The organism is Herbaspirillum sp. GW821-FHT09A12, assembly GCF_059418325.1.
Map to the genome: position 1 here is coordinate 180,314 of NZ_JBWKPR010000004.1, position 26,519 is coordinate 206,832.

At 63.2% G+C, this 26,519-nt stretch carries 26 protein-coding genes; 13 read left to right on the plus strand and 13 right to left on the minus strand.

What is annotated here, in order from left to right:
* Positions 1–6: 6 nt before the first annotated feature.
* From AC07N6_RS13015 to AC07N6_RS13025, 3 genes are all read right to left on the minus strand, one after another.
* Positions 7–399, minus strand: coding sequence for a phage holin family protein (locus AC07N6_RS13015; RefSeq protein WP_494781563.1), 393 nt, complete (start codon positions 397–399; stop codon positions 7–9).
* An 11-nt stretch (positions 400–410) separates the two neighbouring features.
* Positions 411–719 (minus strand): ElaB/YgaM/YqjD family protein, encoded by a 309-nt coding sequence (locus AC07N6_RS13020; RefSeq protein ID WP_494781562.1) that lies wholly within the window; start codon positions 717–719, stop codon positions 411–413.
* Positions 720–965: 246 nt separating this feature from the next.
* Positions 966–2,030, minus strand: coding sequence for a gamma-glutamyl-gamma-aminobutyrate hydrolase family protein (locus AC07N6_RS13025; protein ID WP_494781561.1), 1,065 nt, complete (start codon positions 2,028–2,030; stop codon positions 966–968).
* Between the two features lie 321 nt (positions 2,031–2,351).
* Here AC07N6_RS13025 and kefF point away from each other — a divergent pair, with 321 nt between their 5' ends.
* Together kefF and kefC are read left to right on the plus strand one after the other, a co-directional pair.
* Positions 2,352–2,888, plus strand: a complete 537-nt coding sequence (gene kefF, locus AC07N6_RS13030; protein WP_494781560.1) for a glutathione-regulated potassium-efflux system oxidoreductase KefF — start codon at positions 2,352–2,354, stop codon at positions 2,886–2,888.
* 69 nt (positions 2,889–2,957) lie between these two features.
* Complete coding sequence (gene kefC, locus AC07N6_RS13035) at positions 2,958–4,802, plus strand: glutathione-regulated potassium-efflux system protein KefC (protein WP_494781559.1); 1,845 nt, start codon at positions 2,958–2,960, stop codon at positions 4,800–4,802.
* Positions 4,803–4,932: 130 nt separating this feature from the next.
* Here kefC and AC07N6_RS13040 read toward each other — a convergent pair whose 3' ends face one another.
* The 5 genes from AC07N6_RS13040 to AC07N6_RS13060 all read right to left on the minus strand — a co-directional run bounded on the left by AC07N6_RS13040 (position 4,933) and on the right by AC07N6_RS13060 (position 10,012).
* Positions 4,933–6,414 (minus strand): DegQ family serine endoprotease, encoded by a 1,482-nt coding sequence (locus AC07N6_RS13040; RefSeq protein WP_494781558.1) that lies wholly within the window; start codon positions 6,412–6,414, stop codon positions 4,933–4,935.
* Positions 6,415–6,644: 230 nt separating this feature from the next.
* A complete protein-coding gene (locus AC07N6_RS13045; RefSeq protein ID WP_494781557.1) occupies positions 6,645–7,976 on the minus strand; it encodes an ATP-binding protein in 1,332 nt (443 codons plus the stop codon).
* Positions 7,973–8,629: a response regulator gene (locus tag AC07N6_RS13050; protein WP_494781556.1), complete on the minus strand. Its 657-nt coding sequence runs from the start codon at positions 8,627–8,629 to the stop codon at positions 7,973–7,975. Before AC07N6_RS13050 ends, AC07N6_RS13045 begins: the two co-directional genes overlap by 4 nt.
* A gap of 17 nt (positions 8,630–8,646) precedes the next feature.
* Positions 8,647–8,841 (minus strand): DUF2905 domain-containing protein, encoded by a 195-nt coding sequence (locus AC07N6_RS13055; protein WP_050467708.1) that lies wholly within the window; start codon positions 8,839–8,841, stop codon positions 8,647–8,649.
* A 10-nt stretch (positions 8,842–8,851) separates the two neighbouring features.
* On the minus strand, positions 8,852–10,012 hold the full coding sequence (locus AC07N6_RS13060) for a class I SAM-dependent methyltransferase (RefSeq protein ID WP_494781555.1): 1,161 nt from the start codon (positions 10,010–10,012) through the stop codon (positions 8,852–8,854).
* Between the two features lie 22 nt (positions 10,013–10,034).
* Here AC07N6_RS13060 and AC07N6_RS13065 point away from each other — a divergent pair, with 22 nt between their 5' ends.
* From AC07N6_RS13065 to rfbD, 9 genes are all read left to right on the plus strand, one after another.
* A complete protein-coding gene (locus AC07N6_RS13065) occupies positions 10,035–10,814 on the plus strand; it encodes an SDR family oxidoreductase (protein WP_494781554.1) in 780 nt (259 codons plus the stop codon).
* An 18-nt stretch (positions 10,815–10,832) separates the two neighbouring features.
* Positions 10,833–11,228: a dihydroneopterin aldolase gene (locus AC07N6_RS13070; protein ID WP_494781553.1), complete on the plus strand. Its 396-nt coding sequence runs from the start codon at positions 10,833–10,835 to the stop codon at positions 11,226–11,228.
* A 20-nt stretch (positions 11,229–11,248) separates the two neighbouring features.
* A complete protein-coding gene (gene ttcA / locus AC07N6_RS13075; protein WP_494781552.1) occupies positions 11,249–12,241 on the plus strand; it encodes a tRNA 2-thiocytidine(32) synthetase TtcA in 993 nt (330 codons plus the stop codon).
* A 463-nt stretch (positions 12,242–12,704) separates the two neighbouring features.
* Entirely contained in the window at positions 12,705–13,781 is a 1,077-nt protein-coding gene (gene rfbG, locus AC07N6_RS13080) for a CDP-glucose 4,6-dehydratase (protein ID WP_494781551.1), read from the plus strand.
* A gap of 35 nt (positions 13,782–13,816) precedes the next feature.
* On the plus strand, positions 13,817–14,827 hold the full coding sequence (galE, locus tag AC07N6_RS13085) for a UDP-glucose 4-epimerase GalE (RefSeq protein ID WP_494781550.1): 1,011 nt from the start codon (positions 13,817–13,819) through the stop codon (positions 14,825–14,827).
* 13 nt (positions 14,828–14,840) lie between these two features.
* A complete protein-coding gene (gene rfbB, locus AC07N6_RS13090) occupies positions 14,841–15,920 on the plus strand; it encodes a dTDP-glucose 4,6-dehydratase (protein ID WP_494781549.1) in 1,080 nt (359 codons plus the stop codon).
* A gap of 10 nt (positions 15,921–15,930) precedes the next feature.
* Positions 15,931–16,827, plus strand: coding sequence for a glucose-1-phosphate thymidylyltransferase RfbA (gene rfbA / locus AC07N6_RS13095; RefSeq protein ID WP_494781548.1), 897 nt, complete (start codon positions 15,931–15,933; stop codon positions 16,825–16,827).
* 24 nt (positions 16,828–16,851) lie between these two features.
* Positions 16,852–17,397: a dTDP-4-dehydrorhamnose 3,5-epimerase gene (gene rfbC / locus AC07N6_RS13100; protein ID WP_494781547.1), complete on the plus strand. Its 546-nt coding sequence runs from the start codon at positions 16,852–16,854 to the stop codon at positions 17,395–17,397.
* A 10-nt stretch (positions 17,398–17,407) separates the two neighbouring features.
* Positions 17,408–18,358, plus strand: coding sequence for a dTDP-4-dehydrorhamnose reductase (rfbD, locus tag AC07N6_RS13105; protein ID WP_494781546.1), 951 nt, complete (start codon positions 17,408–17,410; stop codon positions 18,356–18,358).
* A gap of 101 nt (positions 18,359–18,459) precedes the next feature.
* Here the strand turns inward: rfbD and AC07N6_RS13110 are convergent, their stop codons facing one another.
* The 4 genes from AC07N6_RS13110 to rfbF are packed head-to-tail and all read right to left on the minus strand — an operon-like array spanning position 18,460 to position 22,794.
* Positions 18,460–20,208, minus strand: coding sequence for a hypothetical protein (locus AC07N6_RS13110; RefSeq protein WP_494781545.1), 1,749 nt, complete (start codon positions 20,206–20,208; stop codon positions 18,460–18,462).
* Between the two features lie 27 nt (positions 20,209–20,235).
* Entirely contained in the window at positions 20,236–21,459 is a 1,224-nt protein-coding gene (locus tag AC07N6_RS13115; RefSeq protein WP_494781544.1) for a methyltransferase domain-containing protein, read from the minus strand.
* Positions 21,456–22,013: a dTDP-4-dehydrorhamnose 3,5-epimerase family protein gene (locus AC07N6_RS13120; protein WP_494781543.1), complete on the minus strand. Its 558-nt coding sequence runs from the start codon at positions 22,011–22,013 to the stop codon at positions 21,456–21,458. Before AC07N6_RS13120 ends, AC07N6_RS13115 begins: the two co-directional genes overlap by 4 nt.
* 4 nt (positions 22,014–22,017) lie before the next feature.
* On the minus strand, positions 22,018–22,794 hold the full coding sequence (rfbF, locus tag AC07N6_RS13125) for a glucose-1-phosphate cytidylyltransferase (protein ID WP_494781542.1): 777 nt from the start codon (positions 22,792–22,794) through the stop codon (positions 22,018–22,020).
* Between the two features lie 422 nt (positions 22,795–23,216).
* Here rfbF and AC07N6_RS13130 point away from each other — a divergent pair, with 422 nt between their 5' ends.
* Positions 23,217–24,878 carry a glycosyltransferase gene (locus AC07N6_RS13130; RefSeq protein ID WP_494786259.1) on the plus strand — a complete coding sequence of 554 codons (1,662 nt, stop codon included), beginning with the start codon at positions 23,217–23,219 and terminating at the stop codon, positions 24,876–24,878.
* Positions 24,879–24,907: 29 nt separating this feature from the next.
* Here the strand turns inward: AC07N6_RS13130 and AC07N6_RS13135 are convergent, their stop codons facing one another.
* Positions 24,908–25,747 (minus strand): phytanoyl-CoA dioxygenase family protein, encoded by an 840-nt coding sequence (locus AC07N6_RS13135; RefSeq protein WP_494781540.1) that lies wholly within the window; start codon positions 25,745–25,747, stop codon positions 24,908–24,910.
* Between the two features lie 115 nt (positions 25,748–25,862).
* Between AC07N6_RS13135 and AC07N6_RS13140 the strand changes: the two genes are divergently transcribed.
* A complete protein-coding gene (locus AC07N6_RS13140; RefSeq protein WP_494781539.1) occupies positions 25,863–26,519 on the plus strand; it encodes an acetyltransferase in 657 nt (218 codons plus the stop codon).

Genomic DNA, 26,519 nt, shown 5'->3' on the forward strand with positions numbered 1-26,519 from the left:
CCAGCGTTACAGCAAGGCATCGCGGTCCTTGCGCAATTCGGACATGGTGACGGGCAGCGAGAGCTTGCCTTGCAGCAGCACCGAACGCGCATAAAACACCAGGCCGACCGTGACCGCACTGAAGATGGCGCCGAGCAACGCCAGGATCTTCCAGCCCCAGGTATCCCACGCCAGCATGACGAGCAACACCGACCAGAATGCGATCGCAAACCATAATGCGATGGCCGCCAACACGAAGATGACAGCGAAGCGAACCAGGTTGGCGCCGATCTCGGACATTTCCAGCGATGCCAGCTCGATACGGCTGATGATGAGGCCGAGCAGGTTCTTGGCCAGGCCCAGCAAGCCTGCGGTCAGCCCGGGATTGGCGGGCTGGCCTTCCTTGTGCGGGGTCGCCATCGGGACCCGGCTTACTTGCTGCGGCCGATGACCAGCCCCACCAGCAAACCGACGCCGGCCGAGATGGCCACGGCGCGCCACGGGTTTTCATGCACGTAATCGTCGGTCTTGGCGGCGACTACCTTGCCCTTTTCGATGGCGGCGGTCTGCGCGCCCTGTGCAGCTTCCGCCGCGGCTTCCAGCAGGGTCAGCCCCTTGGCGCGCAATACATCTGCCTTTTCGCCGGTGGCGGCTGCGGCTTCGGCGAACAGGGCCTGGGCATCTTTGACAAGGGTTTTCATATCGTTCCTCACGGTCTTGAGAGCGGTGGATTGGGTCATGTGATTCTCCTTTTTATCTCAGTTGGTGAAATGACAAAACTAACAAAACTGAGTGCCGGCGGCAACGCCATCAAGCTCAACGTATCGGCCCAGCTTCAGCCGATTCTACAGAGACGATTCGCCGACGTGTAGTCGACACGGCGCAATATTGCGCCAGCACAAAGAAAGTTCGATGACACGCCTCGACATTAGTTTCCCGAGGGAAAATATATGCCGTGCGCGAACAGACAGCACGCCGGCCCATATTCAGAAACGCGTCTCGCGCGCGGTGCGCAGGAAACTGTCGAGAATCGGCGTGCAGTCGAGCAGCTCGGCGCCGCCGGAGCGATGGAATTCCGGGTGCCACTGCAAACCCATGACGAACGGCGCCTTGCGGTAGCGGATGGCTTCGACGATCTGGTCGGGGCCGGATACCGCCTCCACCGAAAGGTCGCGTCCGAGGTCGCGCACCGCCTGGTGGTGGATCGAATTGACGATGGCGTTCTCGGTCTTCACCAGCGTCGCCAGCGAAGAGCCCGGCGGGAACTGCAGCGTATGGAAATTGCTGTCGTACATGTCGTTGACGTGCGGGATGGCGCTCGGCACATCGGTGGCGATATCCTGGTACAAGGTGCCGCCGAAGGCCACGTTGATCAACTGGCAGCCGCGACAGATGCCCAGCACCGGCTTGCCGGCCTCGATGAATTCATGCAGCAGTTCCAGCTCGTACATGTCGCGCGCGCGGTCGCCGCTCCATTCAGGGCGCGTCGCCGCCTGGGCGTAGCTTTGCGGCGAAACGTCCGCGCCGCCTTGCAGCACCAGGCCGTCGAGATTCTTGGCGTAGTCGCGCAAACGGATGTTGCTGGGATGGACCAGGCCGTTGGTATTGACCGTCGGGATCATGAACACCAGCACGTCGCGCGACATCACCCACTGCGCAATCGACTCTTCCAGGTATTGCAGCGTCTTGCTGCGCAAGCCCTTGGAGCCGGACTCGGGGTGGAAGATACGGGCCGACACGCCGATCTTGAGCGTACGCTGCATGACACGGCGCCCGGCCTTGTCGGACATCGCGCGCAAGCGCGCCGCCAGGAAATGCCAGGTCTGCGCCCATGGCGCATCGGTGGCATGGTGCGGCGGCGGCGGCAAGGGAGCGTGCTGGGCAGTTGGCGGCGGCGCCGCCTGGGCGGGCTGCTCCGCCGACTTCGGCTGGGCTGCCGCATCGGCGGCTTGCGGGGTGGCTGGAGGGGTAGCTGGAGGTGCGGCAGGAGCGGGCTTGGCCGGATTGGGTTCTCGTGGCTGGCTGGCTTCGGAATCTTGGATATCGGACATGGCTGCAATAACGAGTGAATATGAATAAACTGCGGCGAGTGTCATCTGCTGCGCCATCCGCATGCGCTCATGGCGCAAGGGGAAGCCGCTGGGGGATGGCTGAGTATAAGCGCATTGCCCGGCTTTTGATACCCGCAGGAAAACCAGGGGAAGGGCGTCGCCTTTGCATGTGCGTAGCGCTTTGTACAAGCGGCCGCCGGTGCTTTCGTGGCAAACTCCCCTTCCCTCGATCAAACAGACAACGGACAGTGCGCGCATGTTCCGGCCAATTTCGGCGAACTGCGCACCCTGCCCGAGAACAACACCAGGCTCGCCACTGCCATGCCCAACATACTCATCCTGTATGCCCACCCCACCGCCGAACTCTCGCGCACCAATGGCCTGATGGTCGAGGCCGCCGCCAAACTGCCCAACGTGGTGGTCAACGACTTGTATGAGCGCTATCCGGATTTCCACATCGACATCGAGCGCGAACAGCAACTGCTCACGCAAGCCGACCTGGTCGTCATGCAGCACCCCATCCACTGGTACAGCATGCCGGCGCTGCAGAAGGAGTGGCTGGACCTGGTGCTGGCGCGCGGCTGGGCCTTCGGCCATGATGGCAACGCACTGCGCGGCAAAGGATTCTGGCTGGTGGCAAGCACCGGCGGCGAATCCGAGGCGTACGCGCCCGGCGGACGCCACGGCCATCCCTTCAGCGACTTCCTCCCGCCTTACCGGCAAACCGCGCAACTGTGCGGCATGCACTGGATGGAACCGCTGATCCTGCACGGCGCCCACCACATCGCGCCGCTCGATTTCCAGCGGCACGTAACGCACTATCTCGACCGGCTGGAACGCTATCCGAACTGGGATTGAATCCATCCGCCATACCGAGCCCCTTCCCCGTAACCGCCCCCACCCCAATCCAATAAAGATAACGCCGCCATGGATGAACACTTACTCAAAGCCCTGGTTTACCTGCTCGCCGCAGTGGCCGCCGTACCGATCGCCAAACGCCTCGGCCTGGGCGCGGTGCTGGGCTACCTGCTGGCCGGGATCGTCATCGGCCCCTGGGGCCTGGGCCTGATCACCGAAGTCAATCACATCCTCGAATTCTCCGAATTCGGCGTGGTGCTGCTGCTGTTCCTGATCGGGCTGGAACTCGACCCCAAACGCCTGTGGGCGTTGCGGCGCTCCATCTTCGGCTGGGGCAGCGCGCAAGTGCTGGCGGTCACCGCCGCCCTGCTGGCCGCGACGCTGGCCGCCGGCGTGCCCTGGCGCATCGGCCTGATCGCGGCACTGGGCATGTCGCTCTCTTCCACCGCGATTGCCCTGGCCACGCTGGGCGAACGCAAGCTCACCGCCTCGCCGGCCGGGGCGGCGGGATTTTCCATCCTGCTGTTCCAGGACATCGCCGCGATCCCGATGATGGCGGCGGTGCCGCTGCTGGGCGTGGCGGCCAGCCAGGGCAGCGGCCAGGGCTGGCTGCATGCGGGCCAGGTGGCGCTGGTGATCGCCCTGCTGATCTTCGGCGGGCGCGTGCTGATGCGCCCCATCCTGCGCATCATCGCCAAGACCGATATGCGCGAGATCTTCACCGCCTTCGCCCTGCTGCTGGTGATCGCCACCGGCCTGTTGATGCAGTCGGTCGGCATGTCGATGGCGCTGGGCACCTTCCTGGCCGGCGTGCTGCTGGCCGATTCCGAATACCGCCATGCGCTCGAAAGCGACCTCGAACCGTTCAAGGGCCTGCTGCTGGGGCTGTTCTTCATCGCCGTGGGCATGTCGGTGGACTTTGGCGTGTTCCTCGCGCAGCCCTGGCGCATCCTCGGCCTGGTGGCGGCCTTCCTGATGATCAAGACGGCCGTGATGTGGTTCCTCGGGCGCTGTTTCGGCATCCCCCGCGGCCAGCAATTGTTCTTCGCATTCCTGCTCTCGCAGGGCGGCGAATTCGCCTTCATCGTATTCGGCGCGGCAGTCGGCGCACGGGTGCTGACGCCTGAGGTCTCGTCCATCCTGATCGTGGTGGTGGCGCTGTCGATGCTGGTCACGCCGCTGCTGTTGCTGATCCACGACCGCGTGCTGATGCGCTGGCTGGACGCCGGCAGCCGCCGTCCGGAAGATGACATGGCGCCACAGGAGCATCCGGTCATCATCGCCGGCTTCGGCCGCTTCGGCCAGATCGTCGGGCGCCTGCTGCATGCCAACGGCATCCACGCCACGGTGCTGGACCACGACCCGGACCAGATCGATTTCCTGCGCAAGTTCGGCTTCAAGGTGTTTTACGGCGACGCCACCCGCATCGACCTGCTGCGCACCGCCGGCGCCGCCCAGGCGCGCCTGCTGGTGATCGCCATCGATGACGCCCAGGCGGCGCTGACGCTGGTCGACAAAGTGAAGGAAGAATTCCCGCACCTGGCCATTGCCGCCCGCGCGCGCAACGTCACGCATTACTACGACCTGCTCGACCGCGGCGTCACGGTGCTGGAGCGCGAAACCTTCGAGAGCGCGCTGCAGATGGGCCGGCGCGCGCTGGAGCAGCTCGGCTTCGGCGCCTACCGCGCGCGCCAGGCGGCGATGAAATTCCGCGCGCACAACATCAAGACGCTGTACGAGCTCTATCCCCACTACAAGGACCAGCAGCAGATGGTATCGATGGCGGTGCAGGCGCGCGAAGAGTTGCAAGCCATGTTCGCCAGCGACCGCGAAGAGATGGAACGCGAACACACGCATGACCATTGGCGCGGCGCGCCGGCGGCGCAGGAAAAACCGCCGGCCGATCCGGCCTGAGCGGCAGGCGCCGCCGGACGAAAAAAGGCCGGACATGCTTGCGCATGTCCGGCCACTCCCTCACTGCTTACTGCTTTCCACGGACTACCCTCAGGACTACTTAGAGCCGCTAACAAAACGCTACGGAAAATCAGTTGAGCGCCAACGGAACAAAGATCTTCTCATCGCCCCGCTCCACCAGCAACGCCACGCTCTTGCCGGCCTGGCTGGCCAGCGCGCGCAACTGCTCGACGCTGGAGACCGGCGTGCCGTTCAAGGCCAGGATCACGTCGCCGCTCTGGATGCCGGCAATTGCCGCCGGGCCGTTGGCGTCTTCCACCAGCAGGCCGTTCTGGCCGCCCAGTTGCTTGCGTTCATCCGGGTCCAGCGGGCGCACCGCCAAACCCAGCCGGCCCTGGTTCTCGGCCTTGCTGGCAGGCGCGTCGTTCTTGGCGGACTTCATCTCGCCCACCGTCACGTTGATGGTGCGCACCTTGCCGCCGCGCATCACTTCCAGCGACTTCGAGGTGCCGGGCGCAGTATCGGCCACCAGCGTGGGCAGATCCACCGAATGGTCGATCGCATGGCCGCTGAAGCTGAGGATCACGTCGCCCGCCTGCAGGCCGGCCTTGTCGGCCGGGCTGCCCTTTTCCACCGAACTGACCAGCGCGCCTTGCGCATTCTTCAGGCCGAACGATTCGGACAGCGCCTGGTTCAGATCCTGCACCGACACGCCCAGGCGGCCGCGCGTGACCTTGCCGTGCTGCGCCAGCTGCTGCTCGACCTTCATCGCCACGTCGATCGGGATGGCGAACGACAAGCCCTGGAAACCGCCGGTCTGGCTGTAGATCTGTGAGTTGATGCCGATCACCTCGCCCTTCAGGTTGAACAGCGGACCGCCCGAATTGCCGGGGTTGACCGCCACATCGGTCTGCAGGAAAGGCACGTAATTGTCGTCCGGCAAGCTGCGCGACTTGGCGCTGATGATGCCGGCGGTGGCCGTGTTGTCGAAGCCGTAGGGCGAGCCGATGGCCAGCACGGGCTCGCCGACCTTCACGTTGGTCGGGTCGCCGACCTGCACCGTGGGCAGGTTCCTGGCGTCGATGCGGATCACCGCGATGTCGCTCTGCTTGTCCACGCCCAATACCTTGGCCTTGAATTCGCGGCGGTCGGTCAGCTTGACCACCACTTCCTGCGCCCCTTCGACCACGTGGGCATTGGTCAGGATCACGCCGTCAGGGGAAATGATGAAGCCCGAACCCAAACCGTGCATGACCTGCGGCTGGCGCGGTATCTGCAGTTGCGGGCCGAAACGCTTGAGGAACTGGGAAAACGGATCGTCCGGATCGCCATCGTCGCTGTCGTCGGCCACTTTCTTGACCTTGCCGGTGACGCTGATGTTGACCACTGCCGGCCCCGCGCGCTGCACGATGCTGGAGAAATCGGTGGCCGTCGCGATCACCGGAGCGGCCGGTGCGGTCGGCCCGGCATTGGATGCGACCAGCGGCGTATTGATCGCCGCCGCATGGGCCGCAGGCAAATCGGCGCCGCGGAAATAGACATAACTGCCGCCGACGACGGCAGCCAGCGCCACAGCCAATGTATTGCGGACGAAAACGATTCGACGGCTCATCATGCACTCCTTTGCTTTCCAGAGAAATATCGGTGGCCCGGCAGCTGATGGGCTTGGGATGCCGCGGCTGCTCGACCGTTGGAGTGAAGATTAAGGCGGGAAAATTAAGACAAACTTAAGGCAGGAAAAAGTGGCAGGCGACAAACCATCGGAGCTTCCGACTCACCGTGATCCTGACGAAAGTCGGGACGCAGCGGCGCTCAACGCCCCGAAACCGAGCGCCGAACGGACTATGGCAGCAGCGCAAATGTGACGCGCGCCTGCAGTCCCTTGCCGGTATTGTTGAGTTCCACCGGCACACGATGCAGGTCGGCGATCTGGCGCACGATGGCCAGCCCCAGCCCGCTGCCGAACGCGGCGCGGCCGGCGTTCTGCTCTTGCGGACGGCGCGCGCGATAGAAGCGGTCGAACACGCGCGGCATCTCGCTCTCGGCGATGCCCGGGCCGCTGTCCTGGATCAGCACCGTGCACTTGCCCTGCTCCGACATGGCCAACGATACGTCCACCACGCCGCCGGCCGGCGTGTAACGCAAGGCATTGTCGACCAGGTTGTTGAACAGGATGCGCAGGGCGTCGGCATTGCCGCTCACCATCAACGGGCCGCCGTCGCCATCCTCGCCGGACAGCCCCAGGTCGATATCCCCATCGCTGGCCACCGAAGACAGGTCGGCCACCACGCCGCGCAGGAGTTCACGCAGGTCGACCGGCGTGAAGCGCATCGCATCGGGCTCCTGGCGCGCCAGGGTCAACAACTGATGCACCAGGTGCGTCGTGCGCTCCAGGCCATTCTTCAAATCGGCAAAAGCCGCCTTGCGCTCGCCTTCATCGGCTGCGCGTTCGGCCAGTTGCGCCTGCAGGCGCAAGGCCGTCAGCGGCGTGCGCAGTTCATGCGCGGCATCGGCCACGAAGGCGCGCTGCGCCTCGGTCGATTGTTTCAGGCGCGCCAGCAGGTCGTTGAGCGCATGGGTCAAGGGCTGGATTTCCTGCGGCAGGCCGACGTCGGCGATCGGCATCAGGGAATTCATGTCGCGTGCCTGCACCTCGGCCGCCGCGCGCCGCACCGGCGCCAGCCCACGGCTGACCGCCAGCCACGCCAGGATGCCGATCAGCGGGAACAGCAGGAACAGCGGCGCCACCGTCTTGACCGCCATCTGCGCGGCGATCTCGTCGCGCGCGCTTTGCGGCTGCGCCACCTGCACCACCGTGCTGCCGACCTGGGCGCTGTAGACGCGCCACATGCCGTTGGGCCCATGCACGTTGACGAAGCCCAGCTCGGCCTGGCGCGGCATGGCGCCGCGCGCGTGCGAGTGGTAAATGACGGTGCCGCTGCTGTCCCAGATCTGCATCATGATCTCGTCTTCCAGCTCCGGCAGTTGCTGCCCCGGCGAAATCGGCGAGAAGGCCTGCCGCGGCAGCGAGGCGGCGATCTGGCGCATCTGGTAATCGAAGATCTGGTTGGCCTCGCCGCGCGCCTGGAAATACAGCCCGACGCCGGCCGCCACGATGATGGAGAACAACCCCAGCCCGAGCCACAGCAGCAGCTTGTTGCGCATCGAGCTCATGCCGGCACCAGGTAACCGACGCCGCGCACGTTCTTGATGAAGTCGCTGCCGACCTTCTTGCGCAGCGCGTGGATGTGCACTTCGACGGCATTGCTTTCGATGCTGTCGTCCCAGCCGTAGAGCTTTTCTTCCAGCTGGGCGCGCGACAGCACCACGCCGGGACGGTCCATGAAGGCATGCAGCAGGGTGAACTCGCGGGCCGACAGGTTGACCGGCTGGCCGGCCACGGTGACTTCATGGGTAGCGGGGTTCAAGACCACCTCGCGCACCTGCACCAGGCTGTCGGCGCGGCCGGACTGGCGGCGCAGCAGCGCGCGCATGCGGGCGCAAAGTTCTTCCAGGTCGAACGGCTTGATCAGGTAATCGTCGGCGCCGGCATCCAGGCCGGCCACGCGGTCGGCCACGGCATCGCGCGCGGTGGTGATCAGGACCGGAATGCGGTTGCCGCGCTCGCGCATGGTCTTCAAGACCGCCAACCCGTCCTTGTGCGGCAGGCCGAGGTCGAGCAGCAGCATGGCGTAGTCTTCGTTGCGCAAGGCGGCGTCGGCCGACTTGCCGTCCTGCACCCAGTCGATGGCGAAACCGTCCTGGCGCAAACCCTTGCGCACCGCTTCGCCCACCATGGGGTCATCTTCCACCAGCAATACCCGCATATCCGCTCCGCGCTCTTCTACAAGATCTTCGCCAGGATGAACACCACCGTCGACAACAAGATAGTCGAAGCGAACGGCAACGAGAAGGTGCGGCCGAACAGGCGGAAACGCAAGTCGCCCGGCAAACGGCCGATGCCCAGCTTTTCCAGCCAGGGCAGCAGCGACGAAAACACGATCACAGCAAGAAAAATCACGACAACCCAGCGTATCACGCGCGCTCCTTCACAGACGGTAGGTGCGGTCATGGCGCAGCATGCGCTGCGGCCATTGCACGTTCTTGCCGATGGCCAGCACCTTGAACAGCTCGCCCATCTCGGCGGGTGAAATCAGTTTCTGCATGGCGTTGGCTTGCGGCAGATATTGCAGGCTGGCTTCCGGCGAGGTGCGCAGCAGCAGTTCGCCGATGCCGGCGTTGAGCAGGAAAGCGCCCTGGCTGGCATAAGCCAGCACTTCCGCGCCCGCTTCCACGGCGGCCACCGCCATGGCGGTGAAATCGACGTGGGCGGTGATGTCCTGCAGCCCCGGCAGGTAAAACGGGTCGGGATGCGCATGGTGGCGGTAATGGCACATCAGCGTGCCCTGCGAGCGGTCGTCCAGATAGTATTCGGCCGCCGGGAAACCGTAGTCCGGCAAGATCGCCACGGCGCCCGCGCCGCGCGCGATCATGCCCGCCAGCGTGCGCATGAAACCGGTGGCCAGCGGCGCCAGCTCGGTCAGGTAGCCCTCAGGCAATTCCTCGGCGTCGGGGATCTGCGTCACCGGCAACCCATCCACGGCGCGGTCGGAGAATATGAAAGCGCCTTCGGCATTGACGGCCACGCCGCGCTCCAGCCAGATGCCGTCCGCCTTGACCGCCAGGCGCACCGGCATGGCGTCCAGCACTTCGTTGCCCAGCACGATGCCTGAAAAACTTTCCGGCAAGGCATCCAGCCATTCGACCAGCGCGGCGAATTCCCCCAAGGTTTCGCTCTGGCGCGCGCGCAGCTGGGCCGATATTTCCACAATGAAATATTGTTGCGGCAGTTGGTTGCGGGATTTCAGTTCCGACAGGATGTCGAACGCCAATTTGCCGGTGCCGGCCCCGAATTCGAGGAAAACATTGGCAATCGATTCATTGGTCGCGATCAGTTCTGTCGCCAAATGCGCCAAAGTCGCGCCAAACAGCGGCGAAATTTCCGGGGCGGTTGTAAAATCACCGTCTTTGCCCAATTTGGCCGCGCCGCCGCTGTAATAGCCGAATTGCGGCGCATACAGCGCCAGCTCCATGTAGCGCTCGAATGATATCCAGCCGCCCGCCGCGGCGATCTCGCCGGCGATCAGTTGCTGGAGGGCTTGTGAGGCGGCCTGTGCATCGGCGCCTGGTTCAGGTAATTGCAATTGCATGGGCCTTATTGTATTTGAACTTATGACATCCCAACCCCATTCCCACACTGCTCCACGCGTAGCCCTGGTGACCGGCGCCGCGCGCCGCATCGGCCGCCACATCGCACTGGCGCTGGCGCATGCCGGCTGGGATGTAGCCGTGCATTACAACCGCTCGCGCGACGAAGCCGATGACGTGGTGCGCGAGATCGAGGCGCTGGGCCGCCGCGCGCTGGCGGTGCGCGCCGAACTGGGCGACGAAGGGCAAGTCCGCGCCCTGCTGGCGCAAGCCGCGCCGCTGGGGCGCGTGTCGTGCGTGGTCAACAACGCCTCCCTGTTCGATTTCGACGACGCCGCCAGTTTCGGCAATGAGCGCCTGATGCGCCACATGTGCGCCAACGTCGGCGCCCCGGTATTGCTGGCGCAGGCGCTGTTCGAGGCCACGCCCGCAGGCGCCCAGTCGGTGGTGGTCAACCTGCTGGACCAGAAACTGTACAATCCCAACCCCGATTACCTGTCTTACACGCTGTCCAAGGCCGCGCTGCACAACGCCACCACGCTGCTGGCGCAAGCGCTGGCGCCGCGCGTGCGGGTGGTCGGCGTGGCGCCGGGCATCACAATGGCGTCGGGCGACCAAACTGCCGAAGAATTCGACCGCGCCCACCAGGTCACGCCATTGGGCAAGAGCAGCACGCCCGACGACATCGCCGCCGCGGTCTGCTACCTCGCCTTGGCGCCGGCGGTTACCGGCACCACCTTGCTGGTCGATGGCGGCCAGCATTTGCTCCCCCTTTCGCGCGACGTCATGTTCGTGGCGAAATAATCTTTTTCCCTTCTTATCATGCTCGCATTGTTCCATCCGTCCCTGCAAGATTGCCGCCGCCTGTTCCTGCGCAACTATGAAGTACTCATCAACATCGGCGTGCACGAATTCGAGAAGAAGGGCGAGCAGCGCATCCTGGTCAACGTCGACCTGTTCATCCCGCTGGCCGACTCGACCCCCAAGGCCGACTTGCTGGATGAAGTGGTGGACTACGATTTCATCCGCTCCACCATCGCCCGCCGCATGGCGCAGGGCCACATCCACCTGCAGGAAACCCTGTGCGACGACGTGGTTGCCGCCATGCTGGCGCATCCGAAAGTGCGCGCGGCGCGCGTATCGACTGAAAAACCGGATGTCTACCCCGACTGCGACGCGGTCGGCGTGGAAGTCTTCCGCATCAAGCGCGACAATTGAACCAACCAACGGGCAGCACCATGAACGACCGACTCCATCCCTCCGCCGACAGCTCCGCCATCCCCCCTGCCGGCGACGCATCCGACCAGGCCGCCATCGGCGCCAAGAAGGCGGAAAAGATCGCCTACGAGAACAACAAGCTGCACAAGCGGCTGTGCCGCCAGGTCGGCCAGGCCATCGGCGACTTCAACATGATCGAGGATGGCGACAAGGTCATGGTCTGCCTCTCGGGCGGCAAGGACAGCTATGCGCTGCTGGACATCCTGCTGACGCTGCGCGAGCGCGCGCCTATCCATTTCGACATCGTCGCCGTCAACCTCGACCAGAAACAGCCCAACTTCCCGGCCGAGGTGCTGCCGGCCTACCTGGAAAAGCTCGGCGTGCCTTACCACATCGAAAACCAGGACACCTACAGCATCGTCAAGCGCGTAGTGCCGGAAGGCAAGACCACCTGCGCGCTGTGCTCGCGCCTGCGCCGCGGCATCCTGTACCGGGTCGCCACCGAACTGGGCGCCACCAAGGTGGCGCTGGGCCACCACCGCGACGACATCCTGGAAACCTTCTTCCTCAACATGTTCTTCGGCGCCAAGCTGAAGGGCATGCCGCCCAAGCTGCAGTCCGACGATGGCAAGCAAATCGTGATCCGTCCGCTGGCCTATGTGAAGGAAGCCGACCTGATCCGCTACGCCGAGCTCAAGCAGTTCCCCATCATCCCCTGCGACCTGTGCGGCAGTCAGGAGAACCTGCAACGCAAGCAGATCAAGGGCCTGATGCGCGAATGGGAAAAGAAATTCCCGGGCCGGGTCGACAATATCTTCTCGGCGCTGTCGACCGTGGTGCCCTCGCACCTGATGGACCGCGACCTGTTCGGTTTCGCCGCCCTGCAAGCCACCGGCGAAGCCGACGCCAACGGCGACATCGCCTTCGACGAAGAACCCTGCGGCACCGGCGCCGGCCAAGCGGCCGACAATGCATTCGGTTCGCAAATCATTTCGCTGCTTCCCGCCGACTGACCGGAACGCAGGCCGCCACATCCATTCAGGTGCTGGCGGCCCTGGCTGCAGCTGCGGCATACCGCCGCAGCTGACGATACACCTCGTTCCACCATTAACCTGTCAAAGCCGCTCCACAGCTGGCTTTCCCGGATTTTTCGCGCTCCCCGGCGGCGCCGGAAGTAAATTTTTGTTGGCGCAAAACATATACGCCGGGATTAGATGACAAATACCCTCCTGATCCTCGCTTGAAGCGCAAAAACCACATGTTCTAATCTGACCGTCGCAGTTGATGCCGCAAAGCACCACTGCGAGGGAAGAGCAACCATAACCATGCAGTCGTGGTTTTGCAGGGAAACGTGGCCCCGGCACGGAAAAAACAGGGAGGCCTGCAGCGCTGCTGTTGCCGGTCATCCGCGTGAAACACCGCATTCTCGCCTCTGCACTCAAACGACTCTCCGCAATACGTGTATGAGGCTGCCTGATGGCTAACTTTTGGCGCGACAAGCGCGTTTTCGTAACCGGACATACGGGCTTCAAGGGCAGTTGGCTGACCTTGTGGCTGCACCTCATGGGGGCGAAAGTCAGCGGCTATTCCCTGCCTGCGCCGACCAATCCCAGCCTGTTCCATCTCGCGCGCCTGCAAAACTGCGTGCAAACCACCACCGGCGACGTACGCGACGCCAGGCATGTGGCCGAAACCATGGCCGCCGTCCAGCCCGACATCGTGTTCCATCTGGCGGCGCAACCGCTGGTCCGCGAGGCCTATGTCACGCCGGTCGACACCTATGCCACCAATGTAATGGGCACCGCGCACGTGCTCGAGGCCGTGCGCAACACGCCCAGCGTGCGTTCGGTGGTGGTCGTCACCAGCGACAAATGCTATGAGAACCGCGAATGGCTGTGGGGCTACCGCGAGGATGACCCGATGGGCGGGCACGATCCCTACAGCAGCAGCAAGGGCGCGGCCGAGCTGGTCACGTCCGCCTATCGCCGCTCCTTTTTCGCCAAGGATCCCGACAACCAGACCGGCATCGCCAGCGTGCGCGCAGGCAACGTCATCGGCGGCGGCGACTTCGCAGCCGACCGCCTGATCCCCGACTTCATCCGCGCGCTGGAAAAAGATGAGCCGGTCAATATCCGCAACCCGCACGCGGTGCGCCCCTGGCAGTTCGTGCTGGAACCGCTGTCGGGCTACCTGCAAATCGGCCGCCTGCTCTACGAACAGGGCAACAAGTATGCCGAAGGCTGGAACTTCGGCCCGGCCGATACCGATCTGCAGACGGTCAGCCAGTTGTGCGCCACCTTCAATCATTCCTTGCAGAAGAACGACGTGGCGCCGGTCGAGGTGCGCCTGGAACCGCAACCGCATGCGCCGCATGAGGCGGCCTTCCTGCGCCTGGACATCTCCAAGGTGCGCCAGCGCCTGGACTGGATCCCGAAGATGGAGCTCTACACCGCGCTGGAGCTGACGGCACAGTGGTATGCGGGCTACCTCAACAATGAGGACCTGCGCACGCTCTCCGAGAACCAGATCGCTTTCTACCAGAGTCTGACATAATCGCTCTGTCGCGATTTTCAGAATCGGAAGCACCCATGAACATCCTCGTCACCGGCGGCGCCGGTTATATCGGCTCGCATACCTGCGTGGAACTGCTCAAGGCAGGCCACGAAGTCATCGTCTTCGACAATTTCTGCAACAGCAGCCCGGAAGCGGTCGCCCGCGTCCAGAAAATTGCCGGCAAGGCCGTGTCGCTGGTCAAAGGCGACGTCCGCAACCGCGAACAGCTCGAAAGCGTGCTGCGCGAATTCAAATGCGAGGCGGTGATCCACTTCGCCGGCCTGAAAGCGGTCGGCGAATCGGTCGAGCAACCGCTCATGTATTACGACAACAACGTCGTGGGCACCGTGCGCCTGCTGGAAGCGATGCAGGCCACGGGCGTCAAGACCATCGTATTCAGCTCCTCGGCCACGGTCTACGGCGATCCGCAATACCTGCCGCTGGACGAAAGCCATTCGCTGTCAGCCAGCAACCCCTACGGCCGCAGCAAGATCGTCGTCGAAGACATGCTGCGCGACTACCACCGCGCCCATCCCGACTGGAAAATCGCCCTGTTGCGCTACTTCAACCCGGTCGGCGCGCATGCAAGCGGCCTGATCGGTGAAGACCCCGACGGCATCCCCAACAACCTGATGCCTTACGTGGCCCAGGTCGCGGTTGGCCGCCGCGAGAAGCTCAACGTCTGGGGCGGCGACTATCCGACCCCGGACGGCACCGGCGTACGCGACTTCATTCACGTGGTCGACCTGGCCATGGGCCATCTGGCCGCGCTGGAAAACCTGGGCACACCGCAATGCTTCGCGGTCAACCTCGGCACCGGCATCGGCTATAGCGTACTGGACGTGGTCAAGGCGTATGAGAAGGCATCCGGAAAGCCGATCCCCTACACCATCGCCGGCCGCCGCCCGGGAGACATCGCCTCGTGCTACGCCGATCCGGCCGAAGCCCGCCGCAAGTTAGGCTGGGAAGCGAAACTGGGACTGGATGCCATGTGCGCGGATTCATGGCGCTGGCAACAGATGAATCCCAACGGCTTTAAATCCTGATCTCCCGAGGCATATGATCTTTGTCACCGGCGGTGCCGGCTTCATCGGCAGCAACTTCATCCTCGATTACCTCGCGCTCAGCCGAGGCGGGCGGCTGCTCAACATCGACAAGCTGACCTACGCCGGCAACCCCTACAACCTGGCCAGCATCGCTGGCGATACCCGCTACCTTTTCTCGCAGACGGATATCTGCGACGAAACGGCCATCGCCAAGCTGTTCGAGCAGCACAGGCCCCGCGCCATCCTGCACTTCGCCGCAGAAAGCCACGTCGACCGCTCGATCGCCAGCCCGGACGAGTTCATCCGCACCAACGTCAACGGCACCTTCAACCTGCTGGAAGCGGCGCGCCGTTACTGGAACACGCTGCAGGGCGAGGAACGCGACGCCTTCCGCTTCCTGCACGTTTCCACCGATGAGGTCTACGGCACGCTGGGGCCGCAAGACGCGCCCTTCTCGGAAACCACGCCGTATGCCCCCAACAGCCCCTACTCGGCCTCCAAGGCGGCCTCCGACCATCTGGTGCGGGCTTATCACCATACCTACGGCCTGCCCACGCTGACCACCAACTGTTCCAACAATTACGGCCCCTACCATTTCCCGGAAAAGCTGATCCCGCTGGTGATCTCCAACGCCATCGAGGGCAAGCCGCTGCCGATCTACGGCGACGGCATGCAGATCCGCGACTGGCTGTACGTGGGCGACCATTGCGCGGCGATCCGGGAAGTGCTGGCGCGCGGCAAACCGGGCGAAACCTACAACGTCGGCGGCTGGAACGAGAAACCGAACCTGGAAGTCGTGCATACCCTGTGTGACATCCTCGACCAGCTCAAGCCCAAGGCCGCCGGCAGTTATCGCGACCAGATCACCTTCGTCAAGGACCGCCCGGGGCACGACCGCCGCTACGCCATCGACGCCCGCAAGATCGAGCGCGAACTGGGCTGGAAGCCGGCCGAAACCTTCGAGAGCGGTATCCGCAAGACGGTTCAATGGTACCTGGCCAATCCGCAATGGGTGGCCAATGTGCGTTCGGGCGGCTACCTGACATGGATGGAACAGCAATACGGTGCGCAAGCTGTCGCCACCCCGGCGTGAGGAGATGAAAATGGAACATACAGCGAACCGCCGCAAAGGCATCATTCTCGCCGGCGGCTCCGGCACCCGCCTGTATCCGGCCACCACGGTGGTCTCCAAGCAGCTCATGCCGATCTACGACAAGCCGATGGTGTACTACCCGCTGACCAGCCTGATGCTGGCCGGCATCCGCGACATCCTGGTGATCTCCACGCCGCAGGATACGCCGCGTTTCGCCGAACTGCTCAAGGACGGCAGCCAATGGGGCCTCAATATCCAGTACGCGGTGCAACCGTCGCCGGATGGGCTGGCGCAAGCCTTCATCATCGGCAGCGATTTCATCGGCAACGATCCTTCGGCGCTGATCCTGGGCGACAACATCTTTTACGGCCGCGACCTTGAACCGCCGATGCGCGCCGCCAGCGAACGCGCCGATGGCGCAACCGTCTTCGCCTACCATGTGCAGGATCCGGAGCGCTATGGCGTGGTCGAGTTCGACAAGCAGCGCAGGGCCATCGGGATCGAAGAAAAGCCGGCGCAGCCGAAATCCAATTTCGCAGTCACCGGCCTGTATTTCTACGACAGCCAGGTGAGCTGCATCGCCCGCTCGCTCAAGCCCTCGGCGCGCGGCGAACTCGAAATCACCGACGTCAACAAGGCCTATCTGGAACTGGGCCAACTGCAGGTGGAACTGATGGGACGCGGCATCGCATGGCTGGACACCGGCACCCACGAGTCGCTGCTCGATGCGGGCCAGTTCATCGCGACGATCGAAAAACGCCAGGGCCTGAAAGTAGCCTGCCCGGAAGAGATCGCCTATCGCCGCGGCTACATCGATGCAGCGCAACTGGAGCAATTGGCGGCGCCTTTGAAAAAGAATGCCTACGGCCAGTACCTGATGCACTTGCTGACCGATATGAGCTACTGAAACCCAGCATCCGGAATCATCAATATGCAGGTCAAACCCACTCCGCTCTCCGGCGTGCTCCAGATCGAACCGCGCGTGTTCGGCGACAGCCGCGGGTTTTTCTACGAAAGCTTCAATGCCCAACGCTTCCTGGAAGAAACCGGCATCGATGCGCAATTCGTCCAGGACAACCATTCCAGGTCTGCCCGCAACGTGCTGCGCGGCCTGCACTACCAGATCCGCCACGCGCAAGGAAAACTGGTGCGCGTCATCCGCGGCGCCGTGCTGGACGTGGTGCTCGACATCCGCCACAGCTCGCCGACATTCGGCCAATGGTTCAGCACGGTGTTGACCGAAGAAAACAAATTGCAGTTATGGATTCCGCCCGGATTCGCGCATGGCTTCTCGGTGCTGGAAGACGATACCGAATTCCTCTACAAGACCACCGATTACTGGATGCCCGAACATGAGCGCTGCATCCTCTGGAACGACCCCGCCATCGGCATCGACTGGCAACTGCAAGATGCGCCCGTGACGTCCGCCAAAGACAAGCTGGGCGTCTTGTTGAACGCGGCCGAAGTGTTCGAATGAAAGCTCATCCATGAAAGCCATGCGCATCCTGTTGACCGGCGCCAGCGGCCAGGTGGGCGGTGAATTTCTGCGCCGCCTGCGCGCCATGCCGAACCATATCGAGGTGATCGCCCCGAACCGCGCGCAACTGGACATCGCCGATCCGCAGTCCATACGCCAGGCCGTCCAGGCCGCCCAGCCCGACCTGATCATCAATCCGGCCGCCTACACCGCGGTGGTCAAGGCCGAATCGGACAGCGCCCTGGCGCGCGCCATCAATGCCGATGCGCCTGGCGTACTGGCCGAAGAAGCGAAGAAGATAGGCGCCGCGCTGCTGCACTTTTCCACCGACTACGTCTTCGACGGCAGCCATGCCGGCGCTTACACCGAAGACATGCCGACCTGCCCGGTCAACGTCTACGGCGCCACCAAACGCGACGGCGAACTGGCCATCGCCGCTACCGGCGCGGCGCACTGGATCCTGCGCACCAGTTGGGTCTACAACCTGCATGGCGGCAATTTCATGAAGACGGCGATCCGGCTGGCCCAGCAGAAAGAGGCTTACACCATCGTCGGCGACCAGTTCGGCGCGCCGACCTGGGCCTCGACCATCGCCGCGGTATGCTGCCGCATGCTGGCCGGCGAACATGGCGGCCGTGAACGGGTGCACGCCACCAGCGGCACCTACCACCTGACCGCGGCCGGCGCCACTTCCTGGCACGGCTACGCCTCGCTGGTGGCCCGGGAACTGATGGCGCGCGGCATCCCGGTCAAGCTCAAGGGTCTGGAACAGATCACGCCGGTGCCGACCTCCACCTATCCCACGCCGCCGCAACGCCCGCTCAACTCGCGCCTGGCCTGCGGCAAGCTGGAACGCAGCTTCGGCATCACGCTGCCGCCCTGGGATGAAGATGCGCTGGCCTGCCTGCAGCAGATCATCGCGCACTATGGGCTGGACCAGGGCAAGCTGCTGCCCGACTGAACTGCGTACTACACGCACCACTCTCGCCACGCGTACCCAAAACAACAGCGCCGCGGCACTCTCAACAAGTGCCGCGGCACTGTCGCTCCCGGAAAAAACCATCAGTGGCTGGGCACGTATTGCTTCTGGTCGCCCTTGGTAATCAGGTTGAGCTGGCCGAAAAAGCGCTGGTAAGCCGGTTCTCCATAACGCGCGCGCAACTCCCGCAGCAGCAGGAAACTGCCCAGGCGCTCGGCGCAGAAAGCCCAGGCGCGGGTCTGGTAGCCCTCGCGGCGGGTATCGTAACGCTGCACGCAATACCAGGTCACCGCCTCGATCTGGCCGATGGCCTGCAGCCAGAACCGGGCCGGGAACACGCCCAGTTCGACGCCGCCCATGAAGAACACTTTCTCACTGAAGAATGCCTCGGCTTCGGCCTTGCCAAACACCCCCAGTTCAATCGCCGCCGCCGCGTAGCGCAACAGGTCCTCGGCATGATGCGCATGCGCATAGTGGGTCAGATAGCCGGCGCCCTGCCCGCCATAGTTGAAACCGCAGGTCTGGCCGATCACGAAATCCTGGGCCCCCGGTTCCAGCATCTGCTCCAGGCTCTGACGCTCGAACTCGCGGTCGGACACCACGTCCATCATCCAGTTATCGTCGGCCGGCACGCCGCTGATGCGCTCGCGCGAGACGAACTTGCGGTACATGCACACGCCCACGCGCTGCGCCTTGGGGTAGTCGCGCAAGATCAGGTTGCGCAGCGCGAAATTGCCCAACATGCCGCCCACGATGGGGTGGTAAGGCACCCATTCCGGCGCCAGGTCGCGCAGATTGAGCGCGCCGTCATGCTGCGATTCGCCCAGATAGATCGGCAAGACGTAATCGGGAAACTTCACCGGCAACGGCACATGGGTCATGCAGCCGAACACCAGTTCGCCGCGCGCGGCCTGCGCGGCGGCATCGACAGCCGCGGCAGGCGAAACACCGCCCAGCCTGAGCCCGGCTGACGAAATCGCCGCAGCGGCGGAAGAAATACTGAGCGGGCGCTGCTCCGCCGCCACCGCCGAAGGCGGACGGGCCGGCGCTGCGCCCAGTTCGCGCAGCAGGCGCGCGCCCAGTGCATCGAAACGGGAACGCACGAGCGCATCGTTCTGTTGCGCATAAGTGGCGCGCAGCGCGTCGAGCGCCATCAGGTCCTGCGGCGCCAACTGCTGCGCCGCAGGCATCAACGCAGGCGGGCAATGCCAGAGTTGCAATTGCTGATCCAACGCCAGCACCAGCGAGGCCAGCCGTTCACCCAGCAGGCACTTGATGCTAGTCATTTCGCTGGCCGGCGCTGTGCCATTAAGCTGCTCAGTGAGTGGCCCGCTCTCTGCGTCGGCAAGCTGATACAGCCGCTCCGCCAAATCGAACCAGGTGCGCCAAAACACCGGTTTGGCCAGCACGAAGCCATTGAGCACGTTGCTTTGCCAGGCCGGCACAAAAGTCTCCGGATCGAGCGCCAATCCCACGCTGTCCAGGAAAGCACGCGCGGCAGCGACCAGGCCCGGCAACTGGCGCTCGCCCTGCAGGAAAAGATTGAAATGCACGGCCGCATCGAGCGTGCGCGGGAAGAAGGTATAAGCGTCGCACCCCGGCGCGGCCTGCGCCAACTCCATCAGGCGCGCAGCAGGCAGGCCGGTCTGGGCGACAAAGTCGCGCGGCACGAAGGCGTACCAGTGTTCATCATCCACCGCCTGCGTATGGAAGAAGCCGCGGATCGCGGCAAAGTCGCCCCAGGCGCCGGACTCAGGGTTGGCCAGCGGCGTGAAGCCGGTATCGCCGGCGTCGCCGCTATCGGGGCAGATCTGGAAAAGATGGATGTTCATGAATGCCTTATCGTGTCGCCGCGCGCCTCACCAAACCTGCAACTGCGGCACGGCAATGGCGAAGCTGCCGCCCCAGCCGCGGATCTCGGCCAGTTGCCGGGCCACCTCGTCCTTGATGTTCCATGGCAGGATCAGCACCACGTCGGGCTTCTCCTGCAGCAGGCGCGCCGGCGAAACGATGGGGATATGGCTGCCCGGCATATACTTGCCCTGCTTGGAAGGCGCGGCATCGGCCACCAGCGGCAGCAGGTCGGGATGGACACCGGAATAATTGAGCAGCGTGTTGCCCTTGGCCGCGGCGCCATAGGCCAGCACCTTCTTGCCGGCGCGCTTTTGCGCCAGCAGGAATTCCAGCAGGCCGGCCTTGATCTCTTCGGCCTTGCGCTGGAAGCCGGCGTAGGCATCGATGCTTTCCAGGCCGAAGGCGCGTTCGCGCGCCAGCATGGCGGCTACCGCCGGCGCCGTGGCCAGCGCGGCATCCAGATGGCAGGCATAGATGCGCAGGCTGCCGCCGTGCGTAGGCAACTCCTCGACGTCGTACACGCGCAACCCTTGCGCGCGCATCACACGCTCCACCGCCACCAGCGACAGGTAAGAAAAATGCTCGTGGTAAATGGTGTCGAACTGCGATTGCCCGATCAGGTTCAGCAGATGCGGGCACTCTACCGTCACGGTGCCTTGCGGCGCCAGCAGCGCCGCCATGCCGCCGACGAAATCATTGATGTCGGGCACATGGGCCAGCACGTTGTTGGCGGCGATCAGGTCGGCCGCGCCATGGCTCTGGCGCAAGCGCTGCCCGAGCGCCACGCCGAAGAATTCCTCGACGATGGGGATGCCCTTCTCGCGCGCGGCGTCGGCGGTGCTCCTGGTCGGCTCCACGCCCAGGCAGGGAATCCCTTTTTGCTGCACGTATTGCAACAGGTAACCATCATTGGCGGCCAGCTCCACCACCAGCGACTTCGCGCCGAGCCCCAGCCGCGCGGCGATCATGTCGACGTAGTCGGAGGCATGCTTGAGCCAAGTGCTGGAGGTTGACGAGAAGTACGCGTAGTCGGTAGCGAACAACTGGTCGTAATGGGTGTAATCCTCGGTCTGCACCAGCCAGCACTGGCGGCACACCATCACCTTCAGCGGGTAATGGGTCTCGGGCCGCTGCAAGTCCTCCGCCTTCAGGTAGGCATTGGATGGCGGCGAGAAGCCCAGGTCGATGAAGGTGTCATGCAATTCAGTCTGGCAGTGGCGGCATTTCATAGAGAGATTCCATCGAAATCGGAAGCCAGCGGCGGATGCTGGAGGTCGCGCGGCGACAAATTCTGCGGCGGCAGTGGCCAGGCGATCGCGGCGCGCGGATCATCGTGGCGCACGCCGCCTTCGGCGGCCGGCGCATAGGCCGCAGTATGCAGGTAAAGCAGGGAAGCGTCAGCCGAGAGCGCCTGGAAACCGTGCGCGCAACCCTCGGGAATCAGGATGGCGCGGTCATCGCCGGCAGCCAGCTCGACCGCGCGCCATTGCAGGAAGGTCGGCGAGCCGCGCCGCAAATCCAGCACCACGTCGAACACGCGACCGGCGATGCAGCGGATGAGTTTTTTTTCGGCATGCGGCGCGTATTGGAAGTGCATGCCGCGCACACTGCCGGGCTCGGCCGTGACCGAATTGTTGATTTGCACGATGCGGCTGCCGCCCAGCACGGACGCCAGTTCATCCTCGCAGAACCAGCGCGCGAAGCCGCCGCGCGCATCGCCGCGACGCAGGCTGGAGACGACCACGGCACCGGCGATGCCGGTCTCCTCGATCCGCAGGTTCACGGCGTCAATTCCAGGTCTTCCAGCGCGCCTGATCCTGGTCCCACATCTGGTTCAACTGGATCTTGTCGCGCAGCGTATCCATGCACTTCCAGAAACCGTGGTGCGGCCAGTTCAGCAGTTTTCCGTCAGCGGCGATCTGCTCCAGCGGCGCACGCTCGAAAATCGTGCCCTCGCCGTCCTTCAAATAATCGAACACGCCCTGGCGGCACACCATGAAGCCGCCATTGATCCAGCCCAGGTCGCCCGGCGGCTTCTCGCGGAAGTCGCGGATCAGGCCGGCCTCGTCGGTCTGCACCATGCCGAAACGCGCCTCGGGCTGCACCGTGGTCATGGTCACCAGCGCCTGCTGGCTGCGGTGATGCCGCACCAGCGCGCCCACGTCCACATCGGAAACGCCATCGCCATAAGTGAGCATGAAATCATCATCCTTGAGGTAGTCGCGCGCAGCCAGCAAGCGTCCGCCGGTCTGGGTATGCAGGCCGGTTTCCACCAGCGTGACCTTCCACGGCTCGGACTTGTTGCGGTGCACCTCGACGCGGTTGTCGGCCAGGTCGATGGTAACGTCCCCCTGATGCAGGAAATAATTGGCGAAGAACTCCTTGATCATGTAGCCCTTGTAGCCGAGCAGGATCACGAATTCGTTGAAGCCGTGCTGCGAATAGCCCTTCATGATGTGCCACAGGATCGGCTTGCCGCCGATTTCGACCATCGGTTTCGGCCGCACATCGGTTTCTTCCCCGAGCCGCGTGCCCAGGCCGCCTGCGAGAATGACGACTTTCAATTTCTGCCCCTAAGCTGGATGGTGAATGGCCCGGCCATGACTGGCGCGGCCTTCCGCAAAGCGTTTCCATCATGACAACTGGAACGCTTCGCCATAGGTGGATATGTTACCGGCTTTGCCACGGCAATATCTATCGGTCTGGACGGTTTATCGGCTCCAATTTGGCTTTTTGCGGCGTCGGCACGGCCTACCCGATACGACGATTTGTCGGCATCTTCACCGCCATTTCGTCCAATCTGCCCCGAAAGGCCGCTGCTATACTGCCTCGCACCCCAGCCTGCGCACGCTGGCCAATCCGATACGCACCGCCCTTACCACAGACGCCTGAGTAGCACATGAGACAAGATCTGTTCGCCCGCCTTAACCTCCCGTACTACATTCACGGTCCAGCCTATGCCGAGAATACGGATGAGGCTCGCGCGTTGCACCACCTATGCCACGCACTCAATCTGGCCGGCGAGGAAGCCTATGTCACCGAAGAAGGTGACGGTGCACTGCACACCCCGCGCCTGACTCAGGAACGTATCGAAGCCCACCTGCGCGCCTCCCGTCCGCCTATCGTGGTCTATCCCGACAGCATCACCGGCAATCCGTTGGGTGCGGATCACATCGTGCGCTACCTGCTGGCGCCGTCCGGCATGCAAAACGTGCTTGGCGCCCCAACGTCGGAAATGCGGCTGGCGTGGCGTGCCGGGCTCGGCAGCGCCGACATGCCGCTACTGGAAACACCGTTGGCCGATGACCCCGCCTATGCACAAGGCAAGAATGTTTTTGCCAACCAGTTGCGCGTCTTCATCGACACCAGCCAGCGTCGCTTCAATCCGCTTGCCCCCGTGGCAGCACCGGCCGCCATTGCATCGCCCCCCACAGGACACCGTACAGCTTCGCAGCAAATCATTTCCGGCCGACTGGCGCGGCCGCTGGGCCGGCCGGCGCCGGCCGTCTCCCGCTCTCCGTCTCCGGCGCCAACTGCGCCGCCTCCACCTCCGCTGATACAAGGACTCAAGACCACTCCAGCAGCGCAATCGCCATCCGGCACCGGCACAACATCCTCGGTCAGGCGCAAGAAACGCATCGTCATTTATTCAGTAGAGTCGACTTGGAGCCCTTGCCCGCAGATCCGCCTGATCCGCCCCTTTGCCCACCTGCAGGATGAGTGGGAGCTGATCTGGGGCATCAGCAATGGCCAGCTGCAAACGGACTATCTGAGCAACGCCGATCTGATCGTGCTGCACCGCTTCACCCCCGGGCTGATGTCCATCGCCACCCTGCAGACGATCTTCGCGTCGCAGGTCCCCATCGTCTACGAATCGGACGACCTGCTCAACGACATCCCGCATGACCACCCGGAAGCACAGCAAGGCGCCAGTTGGAAAGCAGGCATCGAATACGCGGTGAAACACGCCAAGGCGGTCGTCGTCTCCACCGAGTTCCTTGCGGCTAAATACCGCGAGCTCAATCCGGCAGTCTACGTCCTGCCCAACTATATCGATTTCGACCTGTTCTACCGCCCGGTTCCCGCCGTCCAGCCAAGTGGCGGCAAGATCAACATCGGCCTGCTCGGTTCGTCCATCCAACCATCCAATTTCGCGTTGGTCGACTACGCGCTGCGCGCACTGGTCGAACGCTATGGCGAGCGCCTGCACATCGATTTCGTCGGCTGGGAATGCCCCAGGGGCTGGAACGGCCATCCGTTGACGACTTTCCATTCTTTCGTCCACCAGTACGTGGATTACGCGGCGCAACTGCGCCAATGGAATTGGGATATCGCGCTGATCCCACTAGCTTCGGATGAGTACAACCAGTGCAAGAGCTATATCAAGTGGCTGGACTATTCTGCAGCCGGCATCGCTTCGGTGTTCAGCGACGTGTCAGTCTATAACGAGGCCGTCACGCACGATGTGACCGGCTTGCTGATGCCTAATTCCTGCCAGGCCTGGCAGGAGGCGATCACCTCGCTGATCGAATCGCCGCAAAAACGCCATGCGCTCGCGCAAGCGGCGCAGCAAGCCATCCGTGACGGCTTCAACCTCGGCTCGAAAGCAAGCCTGTACAACCAGACTTACGGCGCGCTGGCGCGCTGAAGCAGGCGGATACAAGGCCAACACCTGGTTCAGCTATCCTGGAAGATCTTGCGTACTTGGCCTTCGGCGGGGAAATTCTCGGTGATAAAGCCGCGATGCAGCGACTTGAGTTGGGTAAAGGGATATTCCCGTTCGACAAATGTGGGTTCACTGGCATTTTCGTAGCGCCCGCTGACGGAAATCCGCATGCGTTCGTCGCCGCAGCGTGAACTGCGATGGACGGTGAAGTTCGACATCAGGCAGACCCCTGACTTGCGCACCTGCACCGGGACAAACTGCTCCTCGGCATAATGCTTTTCGTCGACACGGAAGATATTCAGCTCCTGCACACCACTGAGCAGCCCCTTGAGGTGGCTGCCCGGCACCACTTCCATCGTATATAGATTCGCATCGACGTCCATGAAGGGAATCCAGGTGGTAATAGTGTCCAGGCTCCCCTGTACCGAAGTCCAGTCCTGATGCACATCAAACCCCTGGTAACCGCCAGGAATGACAAGGCGGCGCGCCATCAAATGCAATACCGGCGTCGTCTGAAACAACGGCGTCCGTACGCCCAGATCCTCCACCGCGCCGCGCAGCCGGGGGGCGGTCATCAGTTGGTAGACGCCATACAGCTTGGAGCACATGCGCAAGGTGGCAAGGTAAAGCTGGACGTCGGCCTGCAGCAACTGCACCATATTGTCATGCAGCGCGGACAACCGCTCGCCGCCGGCTACCGGTAACTTCCTTCGTTCGAGCTGCTGCACAAAGGAAAGATTAAAGGCATCCAGGGTATCCTCCAGCCAGGCCGGATCGAAGATGTCTTCGGCGATCAGGTAGCCGTTTTCCCGGTAGAACCCGACCTGTTGCTTGCTTAACACTTTGCCCATAATTCACATTCCCTATGCCAATACAAGGAGGAAAGCCCCTTTTCCCCGCAATATGTCGCTTATAGATGCAAGTCTATTCTGCTTTAATCCAGAATAGGGACTTCAGGAGACTACGATGCAAAAAGTTATCCTTTTCGGCATTTTGGACACTGCACAACTGGCGCATTACTACTTGAAAAAGGATCCGTCGGTGGAGGTGGTGGGCTTCGCCGTGCATGAGCAATACATCCCCGAAAGCAAGACCTTCGAGGGCCTTCCCGTCGTCCCCTTCGAGACGGTAGGCAACTACTATTCTCCTTCCGAATACAAGATGTTCGCGCCGATGACCGGCCGAAAAATGAACCGCCTGCGCGAGTCCATCTATCTTGAAGGCAAGGAAAAAGGCTACGATTTCATCTCTTATGTCAGCCCGAATGCCACCGTCAACGACAACCGCATCGGCGAGAACTGCTTCATCCTCGAAGACAACACACTGCAACCCTTCACCACGATCGGCAACAACGTCGTCATGTGGAGCGGCAACCATATCGGCCATCACGGCGAGATAAGGGACCACGTCTTCTTCACCTCGCACGTGGTGCTGTCCGGCCATTGCGTAGTGCACCCTTATTCGTGGTTCGGCGTCAACTCGACCATTACCAACGACTGCACCATCGCGGAAGGCACATGCGTTGCCATGGGCGCCCTGATCTCCAAGGACACCCAACCGTGGCAGCTGTATATCGGCTCGCCCGCCCGTGCCGCGAAAAGTAGCCAAGAACTGGATTTCTGA

Excerpts from the sequence above, each read along its gene's own strand:
- AC07N6_RS13015 (WP_494781563.1), bottom strand. The coding sequence starts at position 399 with ATGGCGACCCCGCACAAGGAAGGCCAGCCCGCCAATCCCGGGCTGACC.
- AC07N6_RS13020 (WP_494781562.1), bottom strand. The coding sequence starts at position 719 with ATGACCCAATCCACCGCTCTCAAGACCGTGAGGAACGATATGAAAACC.
- AC07N6_RS13025 (WP_494781561.1), bottom strand. The coding sequence starts at position 2,030 with ATGTCCGATATCCAAGATTCCGAAGCCAGCCAGCCACGAGAACCCAAT.
- kefF (WP_494781560.1), top strand. The coding sequence starts at position 2,352 with ATGCCCAACATACTCATCCTGTATGCCCACCCCACCGCCGAACTCTCG.
- kefC (WP_494781559.1), top strand. The coding sequence starts at position 2,958 with ATGGATGAACACTTACTCAAAGCCCTGGTTTACCTGCTCGCCGCAGTG.
- AC07N6_RS13040 (WP_494781558.1), bottom strand. The coding sequence starts at position 6,414 with ATGAGCCGTCGAATCGTTTTCGTCCGCAATACATTGGCTGTGGCGCTG.
- AC07N6_RS13045 (WP_494781557.1), bottom strand. The coding sequence starts at position 7,976 with ATGAGCTCGATGCGCAACAAGCTGCTGCTGTGGCTCGGGCTGGGGTTG.
- AC07N6_RS13050 (WP_494781556.1), bottom strand. The coding sequence starts at position 8,629 with ATGCGGGTATTGCTGGTGGAAGATGACCCCATGGTGGGCGAAGCGGTG.
- AC07N6_RS13060 (WP_494781555.1), bottom strand. The coding sequence starts at position 10,012 with ATGCAATTGCAATTACCTGAACCAGGCGCCGATGCACAGGCCGCCTCA.
- AC07N6_RS13065 (WP_494781554.1), top strand. The coding sequence starts at position 10,035 with ATGACATCCCAACCCCATTCCCACACTGCTCCACGCGTAGCCCTGGTG.
- AC07N6_RS13070 (WP_494781553.1), top strand. The coding sequence starts at position 10,833 with ATGCTCGCATTGTTCCATCCGTCCCTGCAAGATTGCCGCCGCCTGTTC.
- ttcA (WP_494781552.1), top strand. The coding sequence starts at position 11,249 with ATGAACGACCGACTCCATCCCTCCGCCGACAGCTCCGCCATCCCCCCT.
- rfbG (WP_494781551.1), top strand. The coding sequence starts at position 12,705 with ATGGCTAACTTTTGGCGCGACAAGCGCGTTTTCGTAACCGGACATACG.
- galE (WP_494781550.1), top strand. The coding sequence starts at position 13,817 with ATGAACATCCTCGTCACCGGCGGCGCCGGTTATATCGGCTCGCATACC.
- rfbB (WP_494781549.1), top strand. The coding sequence starts at position 14,841 with ATGATCTTTGTCACCGGCGGTGCCGGCTTCATCGGCAGCAACTTCATC.
- rfbA (WP_494781548.1), top strand. The coding sequence starts at position 15,931 with ATGGAACATACAGCGAACCGCCGCAAAGGCATCATTCTCGCCGGCGGC.
- rfbC (WP_494781547.1), top strand. The coding sequence starts at position 16,852 with ATGCAGGTCAAACCCACTCCGCTCTCCGGCGTGCTCCAGATCGAACCG.
- rfbD (WP_494781546.1), top strand. The coding sequence starts at position 17,408 with ATGAAAGCCATGCGCATCCTGTTGACCGGCGCCAGCGGCCAGGTGGGC.
- AC07N6_RS13110 (WP_494781545.1), bottom strand. The coding sequence starts at position 20,208 with ATGAACATCCATCTTTTCCAGATCTGCCCCGATAGCGGCGACGCCGGC.
- AC07N6_RS13115 (WP_494781544.1), bottom strand. The coding sequence starts at position 21,459 with ATGAAATGCCGCCACTGCCAGACTGAATTGCATGACACCTTCATCGAC.
- AC07N6_RS13135 (WP_494781540.1), bottom strand. The coding sequence starts at position 25,747 with ATGGGCAAAGTGTTAAGCAAGCAACAGGTCGGGTTCTACCGGGAAAAC.
- AC07N6_RS13140 (WP_494781539.1), top strand. The coding sequence starts at position 25,863 with ATGCAAAAAGTTATCCTTTTCGGCATTTTGGACACTGCACAACTGGCG.